Origin of the sequence: Longimicrobium sp. (assembly GCA_036389135.1) — a bacterium.
In the GTDB taxonomy this organism is placed as follows: domain Bacteria; phylum Gemmatimonadota; class Gemmatimonadetes; order Longimicrobiales; family Longimicrobiaceae; genus Longimicrobium.
The window spans coordinates 136142-157237 of the sequence record DASVQP010000052.1; the positions used below are offsets into that span (position 1 = coordinate 136142).

General features: G+C 70.8%; 21 protein-coding genes. 15 read left to right on the forward strand and 6 right to left on the reverse strand.

The features are described from left to right. Positions 1 to 142: 142 nt before the first annotated feature. Positions 143 to 1195 carry a recombinase RecA gene (recA, locus tag VF584_13215; GenBank protein ID HEX8211127.1) on the forward strand — a complete coding sequence of 351 codons (1053 nt, stop codon included), beginning with the start codon at positions 143 to 145 and terminating at the stop codon, positions 1193 to 1195. 168 nt (positions 1196 to 1363) lie between these two features. Here recA and VF584_13220 read toward each other — a convergent pair whose 3' ends face one another. After that, the gene (locus tag VF584_13220; protein HEX8211128.1) at positions 1364 to 1984 is read right to left on the reverse strand and encodes an HD domain-containing phosphohydrolase; all 621 of its coding nucleotides are present in this window, start codon (positions 1982 to 1984) and stop codon (positions 1364 to 1366) included. A 339-nt stretch (positions 1985 to 2323) separates the two neighbouring features. On the opposite strand from VF584_13220, the gene VF584_13225 reads away from it, so the two are divergent. The 3 genes from VF584_13225 (at position 2324) to VF584_13235 (ending at position 6854) form a co-directional block, all read left to right on the forward strand. Beyond that, positions 2324 to 4213, forward strand: coding sequence for a potassium transporter Kup (locus tag VF584_13225; protein ID HEX8211129.1), 1890 nt, complete (start codon positions 2324 to 2326; stop codon positions 4211 to 4213). A 192-nt stretch (positions 4214 to 4405) separates the two neighbouring features. Then, positions 4406 to 5230 carry an energy transducer TonB gene (locus tag VF584_13230; GenBank protein HEX8211130.1) on the forward strand — a complete coding sequence of 275 codons (825 nt, stop codon included), beginning with the start codon at positions 4406 to 4408 and terminating at the stop codon, positions 5228 to 5230. 130 nt (positions 5231 to 5360) lie between these two features. Beyond that, positions 5361 to 6854 (forward strand): amino acid permease, encoded by a 1494-nt coding sequence (locus VF584_13235; GenBank protein HEX8211131.1) that lies wholly within the window; start codon positions 5361 to 5363, stop codon positions 6852 to 6854. Between the two features lie 160 nt (positions 6855 to 7014). Here VF584_13235 and VF584_13240 read toward each other — a convergent pair whose 3' ends face one another. Beyond that, positions 7015 to 7209, reverse strand: a complete 195-nt coding sequence (locus tag VF584_13240) for a hypothetical protein (protein ID HEX8211132.1) — start codon at positions 7207 to 7209, stop codon at positions 7015 to 7017. Between the two features lie 128 nt (positions 7210 to 7337). On the opposite strand from VF584_13240, the gene VF584_13245 reads away from it, so the two are divergent. The 6 genes from VF584_13245 (at position 7338) to VF584_13270 (ending at position 12794) form a co-directional block, all read left to right on the forward strand. Next, positions 7338 to 7985: a hypothetical protein gene (locus VF584_13245; protein HEX8211133.1), complete on the forward strand. Its 648-nt coding sequence runs from the start codon at positions 7338 to 7340 to the stop codon at positions 7983 to 7985. Between the two features lie 71 nt (positions 7986 to 8056). Continuing rightward, positions 8057 to 8617 (forward strand): NUDIX hydrolase, encoded by a 561-nt coding sequence (locus VF584_13250; protein ID HEX8211134.1) that lies wholly within the window; start codon positions 8057 to 8059, stop codon positions 8615 to 8617. A gap of 123 nt (positions 8618 to 8740) precedes the next feature. After that, complete coding sequence (locus VF584_13255; protein HEX8211135.1) at positions 8741 to 9436, forward strand: B12-binding domain-containing protein; 696 nt, start codon at positions 8741 to 8743, stop codon at positions 9434 to 9436. Further along, positions 9433 to 10776 carry an ATP-binding protein gene (locus tag VF584_13260; protein ID HEX8211136.1) on the forward strand — a complete coding sequence of 448 codons (1344 nt, stop codon included), beginning with the start codon at positions 9433 to 9435 and terminating at the stop codon, positions 10774 to 10776. Before VF584_13255 ends, VF584_13260 begins: the two co-directional genes overlap by 4 nt. Positions 10777 to 10822: 46 nt before the next feature. Beyond that, positions 10823 to 11503 carry a hypothetical protein gene (locus VF584_13265; protein HEX8211137.1) on the forward strand — a complete coding sequence of 227 codons (681 nt, stop codon included), beginning with the start codon at positions 10823 to 10825 and terminating at the stop codon, positions 11501 to 11503. 19 nt (positions 11504 to 11522) lie between these two features. Beyond that, entirely contained in the window at positions 11523 to 12794 is a 1272-nt protein-coding gene (locus VF584_13270) for a dipeptidase (GenBank protein HEX8211138.1), read from the forward strand. Between the two features lie 321 nt (positions 12795 to 13115). On the opposite strand, the gene VF584_13275 is transcribed toward VF584_13270, so the two are convergent. From VF584_13275 to VF584_13285, 3 genes are all read right to left on the reverse strand, one after another. Beyond that, positions 13116 to 13361 (reverse strand): hypothetical protein, encoded by a 246-nt coding sequence (locus VF584_13275; GenBank protein HEX8211139.1) that lies wholly within the window; start codon positions 13359 to 13361, stop codon positions 13116 to 13118. 23 nt (positions 13362 to 13384) lie between these two features. Next, the gene (locus VF584_13280; GenBank protein HEX8211140.1) at positions 13385 to 14506 is read right to left on the reverse strand and encodes a ribonuclease D; all 1122 of its coding nucleotides are present in this window, start codon (positions 14504 to 14506) and stop codon (positions 13385 to 13387) included. Between the two features lie 116 nt (positions 14507 to 14622). Then, entirely contained in the window at positions 14623 to 14943 is a 321-nt protein-coding gene (locus VF584_13285; protein HEX8211141.1) for a hypothetical protein, read from the reverse strand. A 198-nt stretch (positions 14944 to 15141) separates the two neighbouring features. On the opposite strand from VF584_13285, the gene VF584_13290 reads away from it, so the two are divergent. From VF584_13290 to VF584_13310, 5 genes are all read left to right on the forward strand, one after another. Further along, entirely contained in the window at positions 15142 to 16251 is a 1110-nt protein-coding gene (locus tag VF584_13290; protein ID HEX8211142.1) for a tetratricopeptide repeat protein, read from the forward strand. Between the two features lie 2 nt (positions 16252 to 16253). Further along, positions 16254 to 17315, forward strand: a complete 1062-nt coding sequence (locus VF584_13295) for a tetratricopeptide repeat protein (protein ID HEX8211143.1) — start codon at positions 16254 to 16256, stop codon at positions 17313 to 17315. 35 nt (positions 17316 to 17350) lie between these two features. Next, positions 17351 to 17986, forward strand: a complete 636-nt coding sequence (locus VF584_13300) for a zinc ribbon domain-containing protein (GenBank protein HEX8211144.1) — start codon at positions 17351 to 17353, stop codon at positions 17984 to 17986. 51 nt (positions 17987 to 18037) lie between these two features. After that, complete coding sequence (locus tag VF584_13305) at positions 18038 to 18484, forward strand: c-type cytochrome (protein HEX8211145.1); 447 nt, start codon at positions 18038 to 18040, stop codon at positions 18482 to 18484. Between the two features lie 213 nt (positions 18485 to 18697). After that, positions 18698 to 19738 carry a 3-isopropylmalate dehydrogenase gene (locus tag VF584_13310; protein HEX8211146.1) on the forward strand — a complete coding sequence of 347 codons (1041 nt, stop codon included), beginning with the start codon at positions 18698 to 18700 and terminating at the stop codon, positions 19736 to 19738. Between the two features lie 290 nt (positions 19739 to 20028). Here the strand turns inward: VF584_13310 and uvsE are convergent, their stop codons facing one another. Continuing rightward, complete coding sequence (uvsE, locus tag VF584_13315) at positions 20029 to 20976, reverse strand: UV DNA damage repair endonuclease UvsE (protein ID HEX8211147.1); 948 nt, start codon at positions 20974 to 20976, stop codon at positions 20029 to 20031. Positions 20977 to 21096: the final 120 nt, after the last annotated feature.

Sequence of the window (21096 nt, forward strand, 5' to 3'; positions counted from 1 at the left end):
TTCGCGGCGGTGACCGAGAGCCTTGCGTGGGGGGTGTTTTTGCCGTACACTTTCGCCTTGTCTTCGGGAACGGCGTCCGGGGCAGGGGGTATTCAGGACTTCCGCACTTCAGCTCTCCCAGAGCATCCAAACTGAGGAACCAATGGCAAAGGTCGAGATCGCCGACGACAAGAAGAAGGCCCTGAACGTCGCCATCGGGCAGATCGAGAAGGCGTACGGGAAGGGGTCGATCATGCGCATGGGCGTCAACGCCCCCGCGATCAGGGTCAGCGCGATCCCGACGGGCGCGGTCAACCTCGATGCCGCCATTGGCATCGGCGGGGTGCCGCGGGGGAGGATCACCGAGATCTACGGGCCGGAGTCCTCGGGTAAGACGACGCTCTGCCTGCACGTGATCGCCAACGCGCAGCGCGCGGGCGGCGTGGCGGCGTTCGTGGACGCGGAGCACGCCCTGGACATCGAGTACGCGCGCAGGCTGGGCGTGGACGTGGACAACCTCCTCGTCTCGCAGCCGGACACGGGCGAGCAGGGGTTGGAGATCGCCGAGGTGCTGGTGAGGTCCAGCGCGGTGGACGTGGTGGTGATCGACTCTGTGGCCGCGCTGGTGCCACGCGCCGAGATCGAGGGCGAGATGGGCGACAGCCACGTCGGCCTCCAGGCGCGGCTCATGAGCCAGGCGCTCCGGAAGCTGACCGGCGCCATCAACCGCTCCAACACCACGGTGATCTTCACCAACCAGATCCGCGAGAAGATCGGCGTGATGTTCGGAAACCCGGAGACGACCACCGGCGGACGCGCGCTGAAGTTCTACGCCTCGCTGCGCATCGACATCCGCCGCATCGGCTCGATCAAGGACAAGGAGGTCCTGGTCGGCAACAAGACGCGCGCGAAGATCGTAAAGAACAAGGTGGCGCCGCCCTTCAAGCAGGCGGACTTCGACATCATGTTCAACGTCGGGATCGACCACTACGGGATCATCGTGGACCTGGGGGTGGAGAACGAGGTGGTGCAGAAGTCGGGCGCCTGGTTCTCGTACGGCGACGTGCGGCTTGGGCAGGGGCGCGAGAACGCCAAGCAGTTCCTCCAGGAGAACCCGCAGCTCGCCGCCGAGGTGGAGGCAAAGGTCAAGGACATCCTCGGGATGCGCGGTGTCAACGCCGCCGCGGACGGGGACGGCGCGGCCTCGGACGACTGAGGCACGCCTCGACGCGAGGAAGGCCCCTACCCGGATGCGGGTGGGGGCCTTCTGCGTGGGGTTGTGGTGTGCGGGTGCCGGCGCGGGGCACCGGGGGCTGAAGCCCCCGGCTGGAACGACGGGAAGACCGCTGAAGCGGTCTCGCGGACCGAGTGGGTCTGTGGCGGGTCACCCGCCTCTGGTGAGGTACGCGTCGACGGCGGTCGGGTCGAAGAGGGAGCCGGCGCCGGAGCGGAGGAGGGCGCGGCGGGTGGCGGGGGGGAGCGGCGTTTGGTAGGGGCGCGGGCGGGTGATGGCCTCCACCACGTCGGCGGTGCGCAGGATGCCGGCGAGCTCGAGCACCTCCTCGTCCGCGAGGATGTCGCGGAGGGTGGCGTAGTCGTCGTACTGGTGGCGGATCAGGGTGGCGCCGACCGCTCCGCACACGCCCCTCGCGATCTCCGCGCCCAGCTCGGCCTGGCGGTGGATGATCCCCAGCTCGTCGTGCGTGAGGACCTCCGTCTTGCGGAGGAGCTCCGCGGGGACGCCGATCATCCCCACCTCGTGGAGGAGGGCGGCGTGGTGCAGGATGGCGCGGAGCTCAGGGTCGACGCCCTGGTGCGCGGCGAGACGGTCCGCCAGCATCGCCACGCGCGCGCAGTGGCTGGCGAGGCCGAGCTCGTCGTCGCGCCGCTCCAGCGCCACCATCAGCGCGGAGGCGACGGCCAGGCACGCCTCGATCTCGGCATCCTCGAACGCGGTCGGCGGCTCGACGCCCGGCGAGCCGAACATGCTGCTCAGAAAGTTCAACGGGGGTGGCTCCGCGGGAGGGACTTCAGCAACGCTTCGCCGTACGGAGAAAGCACCGTGCGTGCCGGGCGACTGCTACGCCTGAGATCGTGTAAGTGCGGCGGGGAGGGCGGGGCGGGATGTCCGGCGCGTAGCAGTTGACGGCCCGGTGCGCAATCAGATGCGCGGCGGCGCAAACTTTTCCGCCGCATGGAGTTGCGGGTTGGCGGGATTGCGGGGTCGCCTGCCCGGCGGTCAGCAGCATCTTCTCGGCACCATGGTTGCACCGGTCGAGACGCGGCCGGTTGGAGCGGCCTGGTGCGGAATGGAGCGAGAGCGGGCCCCCACGAGAGGAATCCTTTGACCGACCCGAAGCATGCGCCGCCTAGTGGCCGCTACTTCTACGTCCTGGCGCTCACGGCGCTGGGCGTGGTGTACGGCGACATCGGCACCAGCCCGCTCTACGCGATTCGCGAGTCGTTCCACGGCCACTACGGCATCGCGCCGACGCGCGACAACGTGCTGGGGGTGCTCTCGCTGATCTTCTGGGCGCTGATCATCGTCATCTCCATCAAGTACCTCGTCTTCGTGATGCGGGCGGACAACCGCGGCGAGGGCGGGATGATCGCGCTGACCGCGCTGGTGGCGCCGCGCCAGGCGACGGAGCGCGGGCACCGCTGGGTCCTGGCGCTGGCGGGGCTGTTCGGCGCGTCGCTGCTGTACGGCGACAGCATGATCACCCCCGCGATCTCCGTGATGAGCGCGGTGGAGGGACTCAAGGTCGCCACGCCGCTCTTCGAGCCCTACATCATCCCCATCACCATCACCATCCTGGTGCTCCTCTTCGTGGTGCAGAGCCGCGGGACGGCGGGGATCGGCAAGGTGTTCGGGCCGGTGACGGTGCTCTGGTTCTTGACGCTGGGGGTGCTCGGACTCGTGCAGGTCGTCCAAAGCCCCGACGTGCTGGCGGCGGTGAACCCGATGTACGGATACCGCTTCTTCGCCGTAAACGGGTGGCATGGCTACCTGGTGCTCGGCTCCGTCTTCCTGGTGGTGACGGGCGGCGAGGCGCTGTACGCGGACATGGGGCACTTCGGCAAGAAGCCGATCCAGTTCACATGGTTCACCCTCGTCCTCCCCGCGCTGGCGCTCAACTACTTCGGGCAGGGGGCGCTGATCATCCGCGACCGGTCGGCGGTGGAGCACCCGTTCTTCCACATGGCGCCGCAGTGGGCGACGTACCCGCTGGTCGCGCTCGCCACGATGGCGACGGTGATCGCGTCGCAGGCGGTGATCTCGGGGGCGTTCTCGCTCACCCGGCAGGCGGTGCAGCTCGGCTACCTGCCGCGCATGGAGATCGAGCACACCTCCGCGCGCGAGATGGGGCAGATCTACATCCCGGCGGTGAACTGGGCGCTGATGGTCGCCTGCATCAGCCTGGTGATCGGCTTCCGGTCGTCCAGCCGGCTGGCGGCGGCGTACGGCGTGGCGGTGACCACGGACATGGTGTTCACGACGATCCTCTTCGCCTTCGTGGCGCGGACGCTGTGGAAGTGGAGCATGCTGCGCGTGGGGCTGCTGGCGAGCGCGTTCCTGGTGGTGGACCTGGCGTTCTGGGGCGCCAACATCGTCAAGATCCCGCAGGGCGGCTGGTTCCCGCTGGTGATCGCGGCGGCGATGTTCGCCGTGATGACCACCTGGAAGAAGGGCCGGCAGATCCTGGCCGCGCGGATGAACTCGCGCACGCTCCCCATCGAGCTGTTCATGCGCGACGTGGAAAAGAACCCGCCCGCGCGCGTGGCGGGGACGGCCGTCTTCATGTACGGAACGAGCGGCGCCACGCCCCCCGCGCTCCTCCACAACCTGATCCACAACAAGGTGCTGCACGAGCGCGTGGTGCTGCTGAACGTGGCCACGCTGGAGGTGCCGGCGGTCGACGACGAGGAGCGGCACTCGGTGCGGGAGGTGGGGCACGGTTTCTGGCAGGTGGAGGTGCGCTACGGCTTCACCGAGGACCCGCACATCCCGGAGGCGCTCGCGCGCATCTCGCACCCCGGGCTCTCCTTCAAGCCGATGGAGACGAGCTTCTTCCTGGGACGCGAGACGCTGATCCCGTCCAAGAATCCCGGGATGGCGCTGTGGCGCGAGCACTTCTTCTGGATCATGTCGCGCAACGCACGCACGGCCACGTCGTTCTTTTCGCTCCCGCCGAACCGGGTGGTGGAGCTGGGGGCGCAGATCGAGCTCTGAACAGCATCACATAGAGGGCACAGAGGGGACGGAAAAAGGCACAGAGGAAAACCTTTCGGTTGCTCTTGCCGTGTCCTTTGCGTCTCCGTGTGATGCGCGGTTTCCCTTTACTGTGGATCAACGGGCTGCGTCGGCGGTATGACGTGGTGCCCGTCCAGGGGGGACGGCTGAGATTCAGCCAGGAGAGAAGCGGTGTTCGACCACATCGTCCACGGTAGAAAATCGAACGGGAAGCGGGTGGGGGGCGCGGTCGCGGCCTCCATCGTCGCGCACCTGCTGATCGTGGTGCTGCTCCTGGGCCTGGGCAGGCGCGGGCTCCTGCTGGCCGACGAGATGGCGGGCGATGGGCCTTCGGCCGCGGACGACCAGGGGGCGGGCGGCGGCGGCGGGGGTGGCGGCGACGCGGGTGAGCAAGTAACCTACTACGAAGTCTCCACGCCCATCGCTCCGCCCGTGGCACCCCCGGTCCCCGTTCCGCCCGAGGTGGAGGTCCTGCCGCCGGTCGTTCCGCCTCCGGTGACGCCCCCGCCCGTGGAGCAGCCGAAGGCGCGGCCCGCGCCGGCCGCCGCACCGGCCCCCACTCCCGCGCCACCGACGCAGCCAGGGACGGGCGGCGGAGCAGGAGCGAACGCGGGGGCGGGGCAGGGTGCCGGCACGGGTTCCGGCGTGGGTCCCGGCTCCGGCGGGGGCTCGGGCGGCGGAACCGGCGGCGGTGTGGGCAGCGGCACCGGCCCCGGGACGGCGGGCGGTGAGGGGAGCGTGATCCCTCCCGTCGCGGATCTCCAGCTCTTTCCGCCCGATCCGCCCAGAGCCCTCCGCGGGCGCGCGGTCGAGGTGACCGTGGCCGTCAACGAGCTGGGGGCGGTGACCGGCGCGGACGTCACCGTCTCCAGCGGTGACCGGCGCTACGACCAGCTTCTCCGCCGCCAGGCGATGGAGTGGCACTTCCGCCCCGCGCGCGACCGGGCTACCGGCCGTCCGGTGGCGGTCCGGTATCCGATCGGGTTTGATATTTAGGAAATAGTGCTAAGTGCTAAGTGCCAAGTGCTGAGTGGACAGCGCACTGACACACTCACGCACTGCCGTTGAGCACTTCGCACTCAGCACCTCCCCTTCCGTAGCACCCCCACCCCCCAACGGAGCTCCCATGGCCCTGTCGAACGTCACCGAGCCGTCGGTGAACGTATCTCCCGAAAGCGAGTTCAAGCGCGGACTGTCACTGCTCGACGCCACCATGCTGGTGGTGGGGTCGATGATAGGATCGGGGATCTTCATCGTGTCGGCCGACATCGCGCGGCAGATGAACTCGCCCGGCGGGCTGCTGTTCGTGTGGGTGGCGTCGGGGCTGATCACGGTGTTCGGCGCGCTCTCGTACGGCGAGCTGGCGGCGGCGATGCCCAAGGCGGGCGGGCAGTACGTCTTTCTGCGCGAGGGGCTGGGGCACCTCCCCGGCTTCCTGTACGGGTGGACGCTCTTTTTGGTGATCCAGACGGGGACGATCGCGGCGGTGGCGGTGGCGTTCGCCAAGTTCCTGGGTGTCTTCTTCCCCGCCGTCTCGCCCACGCTGTTCGCGTCGTTCGGCAAGGTGCCGGTGCCGGGGGGCGTGATCGAGCTGGGATTGAGCTGGCAGCGCGTCGTGGCCATCGCAATCATCGCGCTCCTGACGGCGGTCAACATGCGCGGCCTGCGCGAGGCCAAATGGATCCAGAACACCTTCACCTTCGCCAAGACGGGCGCGCTGCTGGGGCTGATCCTGCTGGCGTTCGTGATCGGGCGCAACGCGGGGGCAATCGGCAGCAACTTCAACATGATGTGGGCGGACACGGTCACCGGCCCGCGGACCACGTCGTTCCTGGGGATGGAGCTGGTGCTTCCGGCCGTGCTCCTGGCCTTCGGCGGGGCGATGGTGGGCTCGCTCTTCTCGTCGGACGCGTGGAACAACGTCACCTTCGCCGCGGCCGAGGTGAAGAACCCGCAGCGCAACCTCCCCCTCGCGCTGGCGCTGGGAACGGGGCTGGTGACGGGGCTGTACCTGCTGGCGAACGTGGCGTACCTGATGGTTCTGCGCCTCTCCGCCATCCAGAACGCCCCCGAGGACCGCGTCGGCACCCTTGCGATGCGCGCGATGCTGGGCGACACCGGCCTTTACCTGATGGCCGCCGCCATCCTGATCTCGACGTTCGGGTGCATCAACGGGCTGATCCTGGCCGGCGCCCGCGTGTACTACGCGATGGCGCGCGATGGGCTCTTCTTCGAGTCCGCCGGCCGCCTCTCGCCCAAGACGCACGTGCCCACCTGGGCGCTCCTGGTGCAGGGGATCTGGACGGCGTTCCTGACGCTGACCGGCTCGTACGGGCAGCTGCTGGACTACGTGGTCTTCGCGGCGCTCATCTTCTACGTGCTGACGATGGTGGCGCTCTTCTCCCTCCGCATCAAGCGCCCGGAGATGGAGCGTCCGTACCGCGCCTTCGGCTACCCGGTGATCCCGGCGCTGTACATGGCCTCCGCGCTGTTCATCGCGCTCCTGCTCCTGGTGGCGCGGCCGCAGTTCTCGTTCGCGGGGCTCTTTCTGGTGCTGCTGGGCGTGCCCGTATACTACCTGTGGAACAGCCGCCGCACCGCCGCCCAGCGCGCCGTATAGCACGCACATCGCGACGATGCACGAGACCGCCCGCGGTGCACGAGCCGCGGGCGGTTTTCGTCGGGGCGCGGTGTGCGCCCCGCGGAGATTCCTGCGTACGCCCCTCCCCCAGGTAGTTATAGGGGAGGGGCCGCGAGGTGACGAGCGGGGGAGGGGGCCCCTACTCCTCCCCCGTCACCGCTTCGATCTCGTCTTCAGACAGGCCGACGACGGTGCCGTCGGGGAACTGGACCATGTGGCCCTCGCGGCCGCTCTCGCTGTTGTCGGGGCCCCAGTGGCCGATCACCTCGCCCACCTGGCCCACGTACCGCTCCGACCCGTCGTACACCGACTTCACCACGCGGACCTTGAACATTCGCTCGTCTCCCGGTTGGGCGTTGGCGCGCGGATCGTGCATTTCCCGCGCCGGGGGCGGCTGGCGCCCGGGGGCGCGGGGCGGCAGATTGGCGCCCTTTCTCACATCCGCAAGCGGCGAGTACCCTGATGACGCAGGTGGCGGCACCCGAACCTGAGACGCACGCCCGGTTGCGCTCTCCCAGGGCGTGGGCACGGCTGATCGTGGGGCTGATGGGCTACGGCGTGTCGATCGACCTGATGGTGAAGAGCGGGCTCGGGCTGGGGCCGTGGGACGCCTTCCACCAGGGGCTCTCCAAGCAGACCGGGATCACGATGGGGATGGCCAGCATCGCGGTTGGGTTCGCAATCGTGGCGTTCTCGTGGACGATCGGCATCCGCCCGGGCGTGGGGACGCTCGCCAACATGGTGCTGATCGGGTGGTTCATCGACCTCTTCCACCCCCTGATCCCCGATTCGCCGTCGTACGCGTGGGGCTTCGTCTTCTACGCCGTCGCGGTGGTGGTGTGCGGGCTGTCGACGGGGCTGTACATCAGCGCGGGGCTGGGGAAGGGGCCGCGCGATGGGCTGATCCTGGGGCTCGTGGACCGCACCCGGTGGCCCGTGCGTCGCATGAGGACGCTGGTGGAGCTGGCGGCGCTCGGCTGCGGGTGGTGGATGGGCGGGCCGGTGGGGGTCGGGACGCTGATCTTCGCCTTCACCATCGGCCCGGCGATGCAGTGGGGGCTGCAGCTGGCGGGGGTGCATGGTGAGGTGAGGCCGGCCACCGAACCGTGACCGCGGAGGCGGGGTATCCTGGCGTGCCGCTTGCAATCGCGCGCCTCGAAACGGGCTGACCGGGGGGAGCGATGGCGGATGGGAAGGAGGGACGCCCGCGCGAGTGGGAGCGGCTGGAGAGCGAGCAGCGGGAGGATTACGAGATCTTTCGCGTGAGGACGGACCGGGCCCGCTCGCCACGTACGGGAGAAGTCGAGGAGTTCCACATCGCCGAGTCGCCGGATGGCGTCACGGTGGTGGCCACGACGGCGGAGGGCGAGGTGGTGATGGTGGAGCAGTTCCGCCACGCGCTGCGCACCGTGACGATGGAGACGCCCAGCGGCTTCATGGACGAGGGGGAGAGCCCCCTGGAGGCGGCGCTCCGCGAGCTGCGCGAGGAAACCGGCTACGAGGGCGACAATCCGCGCGTCATCGGGTGCCTGGAGCTGAACCCTTCGTGGCAGACGACGAGGGTGTACGTGGTGGCGGTGGCTGGCGCGCGCCGCACCGCGCCCACCGACCTGGACGAGGCGGAGGACATTCGCGTGCTGACCGTCACGCGCGAGCGGGCGCGGGAGCTGGTGAGGACGGGCGGGATTCGCGCCACCGTGGCCGTGAGCGCGCTGGCGCTGGCGGAGTGGGCGGGGGATTAACGGAAGCGCGCGGTGCTTGCGCGCGGGCGATTGCGCGGCTATTTCTGCCAAACGTCCGGCGCCGGCCCCGCGCGGGCGAAATCATCACTTTCCGGCGCGAGCCGCCGGAGCCGTCGAGAGGGCATGGAGTCATCCATCGCAGCCGGTACGGAGCCGCAGGAGCACCCGGAGGAGGCGCTGGCCGGCGTGCGCTGGCGCTACCTGGCCGCGGTGCTCGCCGGCGACCGGCGCACGGCGTTCGGCGTGGTGGACCAGGCGCTCGCAGATGGGGTGCACCTCCGGCAGCTCTACCTGGACGTCTTTCAACCCGTTCTCCACCAGGTGGGGCGGCTGTGGGAGGCGAACCGGATCAGCGTGGCCGACGAGCACCTGGCCACCGCCATCACCGAGGCCGCGATGGCGCGGCTGTACGAGCTCCTCTTCGCCACGGTCGACGGCACCGGCCGCCTGCTGATCGCCGCCTGCGCGGACTCGGAGCGGCACGAGGTGGGGCTGCGGATGCTGTGCGACGTGCTGGAGATGGAGGGGTGGGACACCGTATTCCTGGGCGCCACCGTCGCCATCCCCGAGCTGGTGGAGATGGTGCGCACGCGCAAGCCGGAGGTGGTGGCGCTTTCGGCCTCCATCGCCCCGCACCTGGCGCGGGTGCAGGCTGCGGTCGAGGCGCTGCGCGGCGAGCTGGGGGAGGGCACCCCGCTGATCGCGGTGGGCGGGCGGGCCTTCCACGACGATCCCGGGCTCGCCATGCGGATCGGTGCCGACTTCACCGCGAACGACGCTTTGGAAGCCGCACGCAGGCTGAAGGAGACGTTCCCATGAGCTTCCGCATAGGGCAGGGGATGCACCCGGCGCTCCGCGCCTTCCCCGGCGTGGTGGTGGAACTGGGGGCGGACGGCATGGTGCTGGACTCCAACGGCCGATTGGACGAGCTCCTCGGCCGTCCGCTGCCGGGCACGCGGCTGGAGGAGGTGCTGGACCGCCCCAGCCGGCTCAAGGTGGAGCAGCTCCTCCTTCGCCGTCCCGAGCCCGGCGAGCCTTCCGCCGCGTGGGAGCTGATGGTGGAGGGGCGCGACACGGTCCACCCCGTCGCCATCTTCCCGGTGTGGGACGAGGACCCAGCCAGCCCGCGGCTCTGGCTGGTCGAGTCGCCCCGCGACCCGCGGATGGGGGTGCTGCACGACGAGCTGGCCTCGGCCAACTCCGAGCAGGCCAGCGCGCAGCGGCAGCTCGCCAAGGAGAAGGGCCGCCTGGGCCGCGCGCTCGACGAGCTGGAGCGGGAGCTGAACGAGAACGCCAAGCTCTCGCGCGCCCTGCAGGCGCAGAACGAGGAGATGGAGGCGCAGAACGAGGAGCTGCTGGCGATGACGCAGGAGCTCCACGCGGGACAGGAGCAGCTGATGCAGCTCAACCACCAGCTGGAGCGGCGCAGCCGCGAGCTGCAGCTGGCGCTCTCGGCGCGGAACCGCTTCTACGCCAACATGAGCCACGAGCTGCGCACCCCCATCAACGCGGTGATGGGGTACAACGACCTCCTCCTGGCCTCCATCTACGGCCCCCTGGGCGAGCAGCAGGAGCTTGCGATCGAGCGGTCGCAACGCGCCGCCCGGCACCTGCGCGAGCTGGTGAACGACGTGCTGGACATCTCGCGGCTGGAGGTGGGGAAGCCGGAGCTGCAGCTGGAGGACGTGGACGTGCCGTCGCTGGTGGAGGAGACTTTCGCGTCGCTGCGCCCGATGGCGCACTCCACCGGCGCCGTGCTGCAGGTCTCCGCGCCGGACCGGCCCTTCCTGATCCGGACGGATGGGCGCCGGTTGCGGCAGGTGCTCTCCAACCTACTCTCCAACGCCATCAAGTTCGGCAAGGGGGCTCCGGTGTGGGTCAACTGCTCCCGCGCGCCGGATGGGGGGATGGAGATCGAGGTGGTGGACGGTGGCGACGGGATCGCGCCGGAAGACCTGGCACGGGTCTTCGACGAGTTCGTGCAGCTCGCGCGCGACGAGAACGACGAGTCGCTGCGCCAGGACGGCACCGGGCTGGGCCTCCCCATCGCGCGGCGCGTGGCGCGGCTGCTGGGCGGCGCGCTCGACGCCACCTCGGTGCCCGGCGTGGGAAGCACCTTCCGCGTGATCCTTCCCCCCACGCCCCCGGCCCTGCTCTGACCCCACCCCGCCCACGGCGGCGCACTCCCTGCATCTATCCCGGCCCATGACCGAAACGAATGAAGCTCCCCGCCAGCCGCGCGACTCGGACCGGCGCGGAAACGATCGCAGGAGCGTCGAGCGGCGCGCCCCGGTGCCCATGTGGCGCCGCCCGTGGGCGTACGCCGCATACGGCGTGACCGGCGCCCTCGTCGTCATGCTGCTGTGGAGCGGAATGAGCGGCGACGACGAGCCGCCTCCCGCCAACGACGCCCCGATGGTGACGCGCGGCCCCGGCGCGCCCCCCGTGGCGCTCCCCGCCGAGGGGACGCGGCCGCACGCGGCCAACGAGCCGGTGGAGGCGGCGTTCGGAGCGGCGGGCTTCGAGCGGCTGGTGCTGCAGGGCCCCGCGGCCATCGGCAAGACGGTGAAGGCGGAGCTGTACTGCGAGCAGCCGACCTCGTACCAGGTGCGCACCAACGTGGATGCGGAAGCACCGGTGGCCGCGCTGGCCGCCAACGGCCGCATCCCGGCGGCCGAGTGCAAGTGGGGCGGGGCCAACGACCCGCGCCGCGAGGACTTCCTCCTCCTGGTGCCGCCCGACCTGGCCGACGACTTCGCCGCCACGCCCGTGATCAGCGACGAGTTCCAGCGCCGCCGCCGCCTGATCGCGAACGTGGAGTGGGTGGGCCGCTCGCAGGCGCTGGAGCTGCGCACCGCCGGCGTCTTCCGCGGCCTGGCCCGCTGAACCCTTTCCCGGCCCACACATGAGACACGCCGCACTCGCGGCCGCCGCGCTCGGGCTGGCGGCCGCCGCCGTTCCCGCGCGCGCCCAGCAGAGCGAAGCCGACCTGCTGGCCCGCGCCCGACGCATCCACGCGCAGACGCCGCTGGTGGACGGCCACAACGACCTGCCGTGGGAGATTCGCGAAAAGGCGGGGGGCGACCTGGCGCGCCTGGACCCGCGCCGCTCCAACCCCGCGCAGCACACCGACATCCCGCGCCTGCGGGCCGGCGCGGTGGGCGGCGTCTTCTGGGCCGCCTACGTCCCCTCCGACTTCGCAAAGGGCGGCGCGGCGCGCGTGGCGCTGGAGCAGATTGACCTGATCCACCGCATGACCGCCGCCTCCCCCGACCTGCGCCTCGCCCTCACCGCGGACGAGGTGGTGCGCGCGCATCGCGAGGGGAAGATCGCTTCGCTGATCGGCATCGAGGGCGGGCACTCCATCGAGAACTCGCTGGGCGCGCTGCGGCAGTTCTACGGCACCGGGGTGCGCTACATGACCCTCACCCACGCCAGCACCCTGGACTGGGCCGATGCCGCCACCGACTCCGCGCGCCACGACGGCCTTACCCGCTTCGGCGAGGAGGTCGTCCGCGAGATGAACCGCCTGGGGATGCTGGTGGACCTGTCGCACGTCTCCCCGGCGACCATGAAGGACGCGTTGCGCGTCTCGGCGGCGCCGGTGATCTTTTCGCACTCCTCCGCCCGCGCCCTGGCGGACCACCCGCGCAACGTGCCTGACGACGTGCTGCGGCTGCTGAAGCCGAACGGCGGCATCGTGATGGTGAACTTCTACTCCGGCTTCGTGGACCCGGCCGCCGCGGCCGCCATGCGCAACATGTTCGAGGTGCAGCGCCGCTTCCGGGCGCAGTACCCCAACGACGCGCAGGCCGCGCAGCGCGCCTACCGCGACTGGCAGCGCCAGAACCCCGTCCCCCGCGGCACCATCGCCACCATCGCGGATCACATCGACCACATCGTCAAGGTGGCGGGGATCGACCACGTTGGGATCGGCTCGGATTACGACGGCGTCACCTCGCTCCCGGTGGGCCTGGACGACGTCTCGCGCTTCCCCTACTTGACCGTGGAGCTCCTCCGCCGCGGCTACTCCGACGCGGACGTCGGCAAGGTCATCGGCGGCAACCTCCTGCGCGTCATGCGCACCGCGGAGACGACCGCCGCCCGCCTCCAGCGCGAGCGTCCCGCCTCGTCCGCGAAGATCGATGAGATGGATGGGGGGGTGGTGCGGCGGTAGGGGCGGGCCCTCACCCCCCGGCCCCCTCTCCCGATAACAGGAGAGGGTGCCCCTCTCGTTCTCGGGAGAGGGGGAGGACTTCGTGCGGGTGGCGGGAGTTTGGGTGGGGGCGGGCACGGGCAGCCATGCGGGGCTGCCCCTACGGGTTGCGGGGCGGAGGGGCGGGGATACGGGTGGGGCGGGCACGGGCAGCCACACGGGGCTGCCCCTACGGGTTCGGTGCGGCTGGGCGGGTGTCGAGGAAGGCGAAGGGTGGGCGCGATGAATCGCGCCCCTACGGGGCATTGGCGCGGTCAAACGAAGTGGTCGGGGGGGTGAGGGCTACGCCACGCCCGCCGAGGTCTTCGCCCAGTCCAGGCGCCGGCGCAGCTCCTTGTCGCTCATCCCGCGGATGGCGAGGTCGGCGGCGGCCTGGCTGTTGAAGGTGATCGTGGTGCGCACCGGCTCGGCGGCGGGCTCCTCCGCGGGACGGAAGGCGAGCACCGCGCCCTTGCGCATGTGCGCCACCACCGCCTCGGCGCCCACCGCTTCCCACACCCGTCCCTGGTCGTCCGTAATCTGTCGCATCGTCGCTGATCCGTTCGTCGGGGTCACAGCACCTTGAGGAGCGCGTCGCCGAGCGCTTCCACCTGCCAGCGGCGCACGCCCTGGACCGCGGCGAGCTGCTCCAGGTCGCGCGGGCGGGCCTTCCCCACCTCTTCCAGAACCGCGCGGCTCATCAGGAAGCCGCCGTCCATGTCCAGCTCCTCCGCGCGCCCGTTGCGGGCGTGCTTCAGGCGCTCCACGCGCTCCTCCAGCTCCACGTCGCGGTCCCAGCGCTGCGCGCGCGGGAAGCGGGGGAGCTGGTCCTCGGGCACGGCCAGGCCGCGCTGCACCGCCGCCAGGATGTCGCGGCCTCGCCGCTGCGCCATCCCCTCGGAGACGCCGGTGATGTTGCGCAGGGCGCGCTGGTCCTCCGGCGGCGCCGCGCTCATCTCCAGGAGGGCCTGGTTGTTGAGGACGCGAAAGGTGGCCTGGTCGCGCTCGCGGGCCACGCCCTCGCGCCACTCGTGCAGCTCTCGCAGGATCGCCAGCCCGCGCGGGGCCAGGTCGCGCGCGCCCTTCATCTTGAGGAACGCTTCGCGCCCCTCCTCCGGCTCCACGAACTTGGTCAGCTCGCGCCGGCGGAACTCCTCCTCCGCCCAGGCGAGGCGGCCGCGCTCCTCCAGCGCCGCGCGGAGCTTGTCGCGCAGGGCGGGGAGGTGCGCCGTGTCGGTGGCGGCGTACTGCTTCATCCCCTCGGTGAGCGGGCGCTCCGCCCAATCCGCGCGCTGGTACTCCTTGGGGAGCTTGAGGCCCAGGTACTTCTCCACGATGCTCCCCAGCCCCAGCGACTTCTCGCCCAGGAAGGAAGCGGCGATCTGCGTGTCGAAGAGCCCCGCCACGGAAAGACCCGCGTCGCGGTCCAGGATGCGCAGGTCGTAGTCCGCGTCGTGGAACACGGTCTCCACCGCCGGGTCCTCCAGGAGGTCGGCGAGGGGGTCCAGGATGCCCACCGTGAACGGGTCGACGAGGAAGTGCTCCTCGCGCGAGGAGATCTGCACCAGGCTCATCCGGTCGAAGAACCGGTGGTACCCCGCCGCCTCGGTGTCCACCGCGATCAGCGGCAGTCCGCGCAGCCGCTCCACGGTGCGCCGGAGCCCTTCGGGAGTGTCGATGTATTCGTATTCCATTGCCGCCAGGGTAAAAGACGCGGCAAAATCGCCCCGTGCGCGAGGTGTGGCAAGGGCAGGGGGGAAAGTGCTAAGTCCTGAGTGCTAAGTCCTCAAAGCGCACTCACGCACTTCCGTCAGCGCGCTCCGTCTTCACGAAAGACGTTCGCGTAGCGCCGCGTGCCGGGCGCCCGCGCCGGACCCCGCCCCGCCGGGTCGTCGTGCCGCGCCAGCACCCGGTTGGTGACCATCGCGGAGACGTGCTCGTCCAGCGGGATGAGCTCGGCGTACAGATCCAGCGCCCGGTCCACGTCCACCTCGCCGGCCAGCGCGTCCACCAGGTCGAAGATGTTGGCCACGTGCGTCTCCACGATCGCCTCCTCGCTGCGGGCGGCGACGATCAGGAGCTTGCGCTTTGCTTCGGCGGAGAGGCGGCGGCGGCGCAGCCAGTCGAACATGACGGATTCCTTGCGGTTCGGGGCTCTCGGGGCGTCCTGAATCTGGCCCCGCGGGCGCCGCACTGCAACCCCGCCCCCGCGTGTGCGCGCAAGGGCTTGGTGCGGCGTCCACGGGGCGCTTATATTACGCCGGGCTCCCCGTGGGCCCACCGACGCGCGGCCGCCGTGCCGCGCGCTCCCGCCGCCTGGGAACACCGCATGGGAACGTCTTTCCTCAGTTCCGAAGAGTTCGACGAACGGGCTCACCGCCTGTACGAGTCGGGCGACTACGACGAGGCGCTCGAGATACTCCGCGAGGGGCTGCGCCACCATCCCGACTCCGCGCTCCTGCACGTGGGGATGGGCTACGTGCGCATCGCCCGCGAGGAGTACGCGTGGGCGCGCAAGTCGTTCGAGGAAGGGCTGCGCGCCGACGAGGAGTACGAGGACGCGTGGGTGGGGCTCGGCGAGACGCTCCTCAAGTTCGGGCAGGTGGACGCGGCGCTCGGCTGCTTCGCCCGCGTGGACGACCTGGGGCTGGCGGACGATCTGGAGCTGGGGCTCACCATGGGCCGCGCGCTGTACCGCGAGGGGCTGTTCGCCGACGCGCGGGTGCGCTTCTCGTCGCTCGCCGGCAAGCACCTGGACAACGCCGAGGTCGCGGCCGCCCGCGGCTACACGCTGCACGCGCTGGGCGACGACCTGGGCGCCCGCCGCGAGCTGCGCCGCGCCCTGCGGCTGGACCCGGAGCTCCACGAGGCGCGCATCTACCTGGCCCACCTCTTCCACGACCGCGGCGACACGCGCGGGGCGCTGCGCGAGCTGGAGCGCGTGCCGCCCGCGGAGCACTGGGACACGCTCTCGCTGTGGCGCTACGTGGAGCTCAAGTGCGCGCTGGAGGGGATGGCGCAGGACGACGCGCGGCTCGACCCCTGGCGGCAGCGGCTGATTGAGCTGGAGATCGAGCCGGACGAGGTGGACCACCTGCTGGCCGAGGTGGAAGCGCAGTTCGAGAGCGCCGAGGACGCGCCGCCGGTGCTGGAGCTGGCGCCGCAGATCGACATGATCCTGCGCATGCTCAACACCACCGGCGTCCCCGCCGAGCAGCACCGCGTGCGGACGAGCGAAGGGGCGGTGTTCGAGGGGACGTGGGAGGAGATCGTGGAGCGGATGCGCGACGAGAGCGATCCGTCGATGCCCGTCGCCACCTTCATGCGCCGCACCTCGCGGAAGATCCAGGAGAGCATCGGGCGCGACCTGCCGTACGACTCGCCGGAAGCGTTCGTTCGGGGCGGAGCGCGGCTGGGCCTTCTCCGCATCGAGGAGTAGCCGTGCTTCCCGTTCCCGAGAGCACCCTGCGCCCGCTGCGCGCCGTCGCCGGCGACATCAGCGCCCTGCGCGGGGGCACGGCCAGCCCCGGCGCCCTGGTGCGCGTGGCCCGCGCCGCCGAGAGCACCCTGCGCCGCGTGCTGCGCGACGATCCCACCGCGCCCGTGGAGCTTCGGCTGCGCGCCCTCTCTCCCGACGACCTTTCCACGGACGAGCTGCTGGCGGAGCTGCGCCGCCGCGACCGCCTGTCGCTGGAGCTGGCGGCGGGGGTGCACGAGCTGGGCGCCGTCGCCGCGCGCGTGTCCGACGGCGCGGAGCCGAGCGTGCGCGACTTCGAGATGGCCCGCACGGTCTCGGACGGGCTGGAGCGCCACCTCCTTTCCGCACCCGCCGCGCCGGCCCCGCTGCTGGAGGACCCCGTGCTGGCTGAAGAGGCAGAGGCGCCGATCCCGGCCCACGACGACGCCACCCGCGTGCACGCCGTCCCCCGCGACCGGGGGCGCAGGCCGCTGGCATTCCTGGCGGGCGCGGCGGGAATCGCCGCCATCGTGCTGCTGGCTGCCTGGGCCGTACGCGGCAATCGCGGCGGCGACCTGGAGCGCTCCGACCGGCTGGTGCGCGAGGGGAAGATCGCCGCCGCCGCCCAGCTCCTGCGCGAGTACGCCAACGACCGCCCGGAAGACCCGGACGGGCGCCTGCGCCTGGCGGCCCTCTACCGCGAGGCGGGCCGCCGGCAGGACGCGCTCAAGGAGGTCCGTGCCGGGCTCGTCTCCCGCGCGCAGGATGCGGGGCTCAACTCGGAGCTGGGCCACCTCCTGCTGGACGCCGGCAAGCCCGTTGAGGCGGTGCGCGCCTTCCGCCGCGCCCTGGACGCGGACGCGGAGAACGAGCGCGCCTGGGTCGGCCTGCTGCGCGCCATGCGGGAGGCGGGGATGGGCCCGCAGGCCGAGCAGGCGCGCGAGCGTGCGCCGCTGGCGGTGCGCGAGCTGGTGCCGCGCTCGCTGCCCGAGATCCCGGCCGCGCCCGCCGCGACGCCGCAGGGCCAGCTTCCCGCGGCCCCCTGACCGGGGCCGCTTCTCTTTCCGGGGCACCTCCTACGATGGACGCACTCGACCGCCTGTACCGGCGGGTCGCCGACGTTCTCCTCCGCCAGCCGGACGCACAGGTGACGGTGGGAGACGTGTACCAGAACCTGGTGCCGTACCGCCTGGTGCGAAGCGAGCTGGGCTTCAGCGAGCTGGCGGAGTACGAGCACGCCCTGCTGCGCCTTCTGTCCGGCGAGCGCGACTACGTGATCGTGGAGCGCCCGGAGGTGCAGGAGGAGCTGCAGCGTGAGCTACGCGCCACCAACCCGATCCTGGGGATCTACCGCGACTACGCCAGCGTGGGGGTGTACCTCAACCCCTACGCCCCCGAAGTCACCATGGCGGTCGTCGCTCAGCCGCTCCCCGCGCAGCGCTCCGTCTCCGTAGAGCCCGGAGCCGCACCTGCTGCTCCAGCCGCCGAGGTGACGGCGCCGAAGCGGGCGGCGGCGTGCCCGGGCTGCCGCACCCCGCTCCCCGGCGACCGTCCGGTGCGCTTCTGCCCGTCGTGCGGCAAGTGCCTGGTGCCGGTGCCGTGCGCCGAGTGCAGCTCAATGATCGAGCCGGAGTGGAGGTTCTGCGCGACGTGCGGGTGGCCGCGCGAGCCCGGGGCGCGCGTCATGCCTCCCCCCCCGGAACAACGCTTGCGGTGACGCGCCCCCCGCGAAGTTCCGTTTTTTCCTGCGACCGGCGGACATGAGCTGATGCGGCGACGGACCTGGTGGGTGGCGGCGGTGATGGTGGTGATGGCGTGCGATCGCATCGGCGGAGCGCGAGAGACCGGCGGCGGCAGCTCGGCGCCCGCGTCGACGGCCCAGGCCGGCCGCCCGGTTGCCGCGGCGCCAGTGGGGGTGCTTCCTCCCGGCGTCCCGCGCGAGGCGGGGGAGCAGGGGCGCGAGCTGTACCTGAAGGCGTGCGTGATGTGCCACGGCGAGAACGGCGGCGGCACCGCGCTGGGCCCCTCGCTCACGGACCGCAGGTGGATCGAGGGGAACGGCTCCTTTGACGAGATCATCGCCGTCACGCGCGAGGGCGTCGAGACTCCGAAGGAGTTCCCCGTCCCCATGCCTCCCCGCGGCGACGGCAGCTTCTCCGACGAGCAGATTCGCGCGGTGGCCGCCTACACGTCATCCATCGCCAACGCGCGCTGAGTCCGTTCGAGCCGCATGCTTTTACCGCGGCCTCACACGGAGCCACAGAGAAAACCAGCAAGGAAGAGGAGAACGTCGTGCCGTTCTCCTCTTCCTTGCTTTTGACCTCTGCGCCTCTGTGTGAATTGCTGTTCTTGACGCCCGGACCGGCATCCCGGTACGTTGGCGCGCTTCGTTGCGGCACCTTCCATCGAGAGAACAAGGCGAGAGATCATGGCCCGCGTTGCGGTGCTCCCCGGCGATGGCGTTGGCAAGGAGGTCACCCGCGAGGCCGCGCGCGTGCTGCGCGCCGTGCGCCCTGACCTGGAGCTGGTGGAGTGGCCCCACGGCGCCGATCGCTTCCTGGAAACCGGCGAGACGATCACCGACGCCGAGTTCGCCGAGCTCTCCTCCAGCTACGACGCCATCCTGCTCGGCGCCCTCGGGGATCCGCGCGTGCCGGGGAACGAGCACGCGCGCCAGATCCTGCTGGGGATGCGCTTCAAGCTCGACCTGTTCATCAACTTCCGCCCCGTGCGCCTCCTCCACGAGCGCCTCTGCCCGCTCAAGGGGAAGACGGTGGAGGACCTGGACTTCGTCATCTTCCGCGAGAACACCGAGGGGGTGTACGTGGGGATGGGCGGCACCTTCAAGCAGGGGACTCCCGACGAGGTCGCGGTGCAGGAGGACATGAACACGCGCAAGGGCGTGGAGCGGATCATCCGCGCCGCCTTCGACTATGCGCGCGCCCACGGCCACTCCCGCGTCACCCTGTCGGACAAAGCAAACGCGATGGAGTTCGCCGGCGGTCTCTGGCGCCGCGTCTTCGCCGAAGTAGCAAAGGAGTACCCGGAGATCGAGCGCGAGGCGCTGTACGTGGACATGCTGGCGATGGACCTCGTGCGCCGCCCGGAGCGCTACCAGGTGATCGTCACGGGAAACCTGTTCGGCGACATCCTGAGCGACCTCGGGGCCGCGCTGGTGGGCGGGCTGGGGCTGACCGCTTCGGGCAACATCCACCCGGGGCGCGTCTCACTCTTCGAGCCGGTGCACGGCTCCGCGCCGGACATCGCGGGGCAGGACAAGGCCAACCCCCTGGCCGCGATCCTGACCTCCGCCCTCATGCTCCGCCACCTGGGCGACGACGCCTCCGCCGCGCGCATCGAGACCGCCGTCCAATCCGCCGTCCTCGCCGGCGAGACGACCTCGGACCTGGGTGGGATGCTGGGGACGGTGGCGGCCGGGGAGGCGGTGCTGCGGCGGCTGGAGGGGTAGGGCGCGGGCGCTGCGGGCCCCCTTCCCGCTCGTTCCTCGCTGCCCTCCCCCAAAACAACCTGGGGGAGGGGCGCACGCGTAGATCTTTGCGGGTCGGATACGTCCGGTGCGGGCGTGCGCCGCATCCGGCGGCACGCGAGACCGCTTCAGCGGTCTTCCCGTGGTTCCAGCCGGGGGCTTCAGCCCCCGGTGTGCGCGGGACCGGCGCCGCAATCCCGCACAGATCCCGCCCCCACAACCTGCGAAGGCAGGTTTCCCGCGGTTGTTGCTGCGGTTTCAACCGCCGGATTCTAACTGTTCTCCGGCCACAGCCGCAGCTTGTCCAGGTCCGCGCGGAGCTTCAGCAGCGCCTGGTCTTTCTGCTTCGCCTCCAGCATCACGTCGTAGGGGAGGGGTCCGGTTTCGCGGAGGAACCAGGCGAACTCCCAGGGATTCACGAAGTCGGCGTGCTGCGAGAGGAGGGGCGGGACGGTGACCTCCTTCTTGCCGCGCACGATGGTACGCAGGTCCATCTTGGGGGAGGAGAAGTGCACCTTGGGCTGGATGCCGCCCCAGGTGCCGAGCGCCTTGCGCGCGGCCTCGCCCACACTGAGCCCGCCCGGGTTCAGGTTGTGGTGCTGGTGGTCGAATACGAGCGGGACGCCGGTGGCCTCGTGGGCGCGCAGGCAGTCGGCCATCGAGTAGACGGTCTCGTCGTTCTCGATCACCAGGCGGCGGCGGCCTGATTCGGAGAGGCGGGCGAAGTTGTCCACGAAGCGCGCGATCGCCGAGTCCTTGTCGCCGTACGCGCCGCCTAGGTGCAGCACGACGACGGCTTCGGGCCCCTGCTCCATCGCGTCCAGCAACTCCGCCTGCGCGTTCACGTCGGCGATGCCCTTGGCGTTGATCGCGGGGTCCTGCGCGGAGAGAAGGACGTACTGCGACGGGTGCAGCGAGAGTCGGATCCCGAAGTCGCGCGCGCGACGCCCCAGCTCCGCAAGCTCGCGCGCGCACTCGCGCACCTGCGCATGGAACTGCGGCATGTCCGGGTGCGTGGAGTACGGGACGAAGTCGGAGGAGATCCGGTACATGCGGATGTCCACCTCGTCCAGGTAGTCCAGGATCGGGTGGAGGAAGTCGATGGAAACGCGCACGTGCGGATTCGACTGCCACTTTCGCGCATCGTTGCTCTTGAGCCCCTCGCGCCCCACCACCTTCACCGCGAATCCCAGCCGCTTCGGCCATTCCCGCTTCGCCATCCGCCTCGCCTCTGTGATGAAAGTGCCGAGGGGAAGGTCAAGAAGTCTGCCGCTGGAACGGAAGTGCCAGGTGCCGAGTGCCAAGTGCCGAGTGCCAAGTGCCAAGTGAAAACGGACTAA

Bases quoted from the DNA above. Each gene is read 5' to 3' on its own strand.
- VF584_13270 (HEX8211138.1), top strand. From the start codon at position 11,523: ATGAGACACGCCGCACTCGCGGCCGCCGCGCTCGGGCTGGCGGCCGCC.
- VF584_13275 (HEX8211139.1), bottom strand. From the start codon at position 13,361: ATGCGACAGATTACGGACGACCAGGGACGGGTGTGGGAAGCGGTGGGC.
- VF584_13290 (HEX8211142.1), top strand. From the start codon at position 15,142: ATGGGAACGTCTTTCCTCAGTTCCGAAGAGTTCGACGAACGGGCTCAC.
- VF584_13300 (HEX8211144.1), top strand. From the start codon at position 17,351: ATGGACGCACTCGACCGCCTGTACCGGCGGGTCGCCGACGTTCTCCTC.
- VF584_13305 (HEX8211145.1), top strand. From the start codon at position 18,038: ATGCGGCGACGGACCTGGTGGGTGGCGGCGGTGATGGTGGTGATGGCG.
- VF584_13285 (HEX8211141.1), bottom strand. From the start codon at position 14,943: ATGTTCGACTGGCTGCGCCGCCGCCGCCTCTCCGCCGAAGCAAAGCGC.
- recA (HEX8211127.1), top strand. From the start codon at position 143: ATGGCAAAGGTCGAGATCGCCGACGACAAGAAGAAGGCCCTGAACGTC.
- VF584_13235 (HEX8211131.1), top strand. From the start codon at position 5,361: ATGGCCCTGTCGAACGTCACCGAGCCGTCGGTGAACGTATCTCCCGAA.
- VF584_13240 (HEX8211132.1), bottom strand. From the start codon at position 7,209: ATGTTCAAGGTCCGCGTGGTGAAGTCGGTGTACGACGGGTCGGAGCGG.
- VF584_13280 (HEX8211140.1), bottom strand. From the start codon at position 14,506: ATGGAATACGAATACATCGACACTCCCGAAGGGCTCCGGCGCACCGTG.
- VF584_13250 (HEX8211134.1), top strand. From the start codon at position 8,057: ATGGCGGATGGGAAGGAGGGACGCCCGCGCGAGTGGGAGCGGCTGGAG.
- VF584_13255 (HEX8211135.1), top strand. From the start codon at position 8,741: ATGGAGTCATCCATCGCAGCCGGTACGGAGCCGCAGGAGCACCCGGAG.
- VF584_13260 (HEX8211136.1), top strand. From the start codon at position 9,433: ATGAGCTTCCGCATAGGGCAGGGGATGCACCCGGCGCTCCGCGCCTTC.
- VF584_13310 (HEX8211146.1), top strand. From the start codon at position 18,698: ATGGCCCGCGTTGCGGTGCTCCCCGGCGATGGCGTTGGCAAGGAGGTC.
- VF584_13245 (HEX8211133.1), top strand. From the start codon at position 7,338: ATGACGCAGGTGGCGGCACCCGAACCTGAGACGCACGCCCGGTTGCGC.
- uvsE (HEX8211147.1), bottom strand. From the start codon at position 20,976: ATGGCGAAGCGGGAATGGCCGAAGCGGCTGGGATTCGCGGTGAAGGTG.
- VF584_13265 (HEX8211137.1), top strand. From the start codon at position 10,823: ATGACCGAAACGAATGAAGCTCCCCGCCAGCCGCGCGACTCGGACCGG.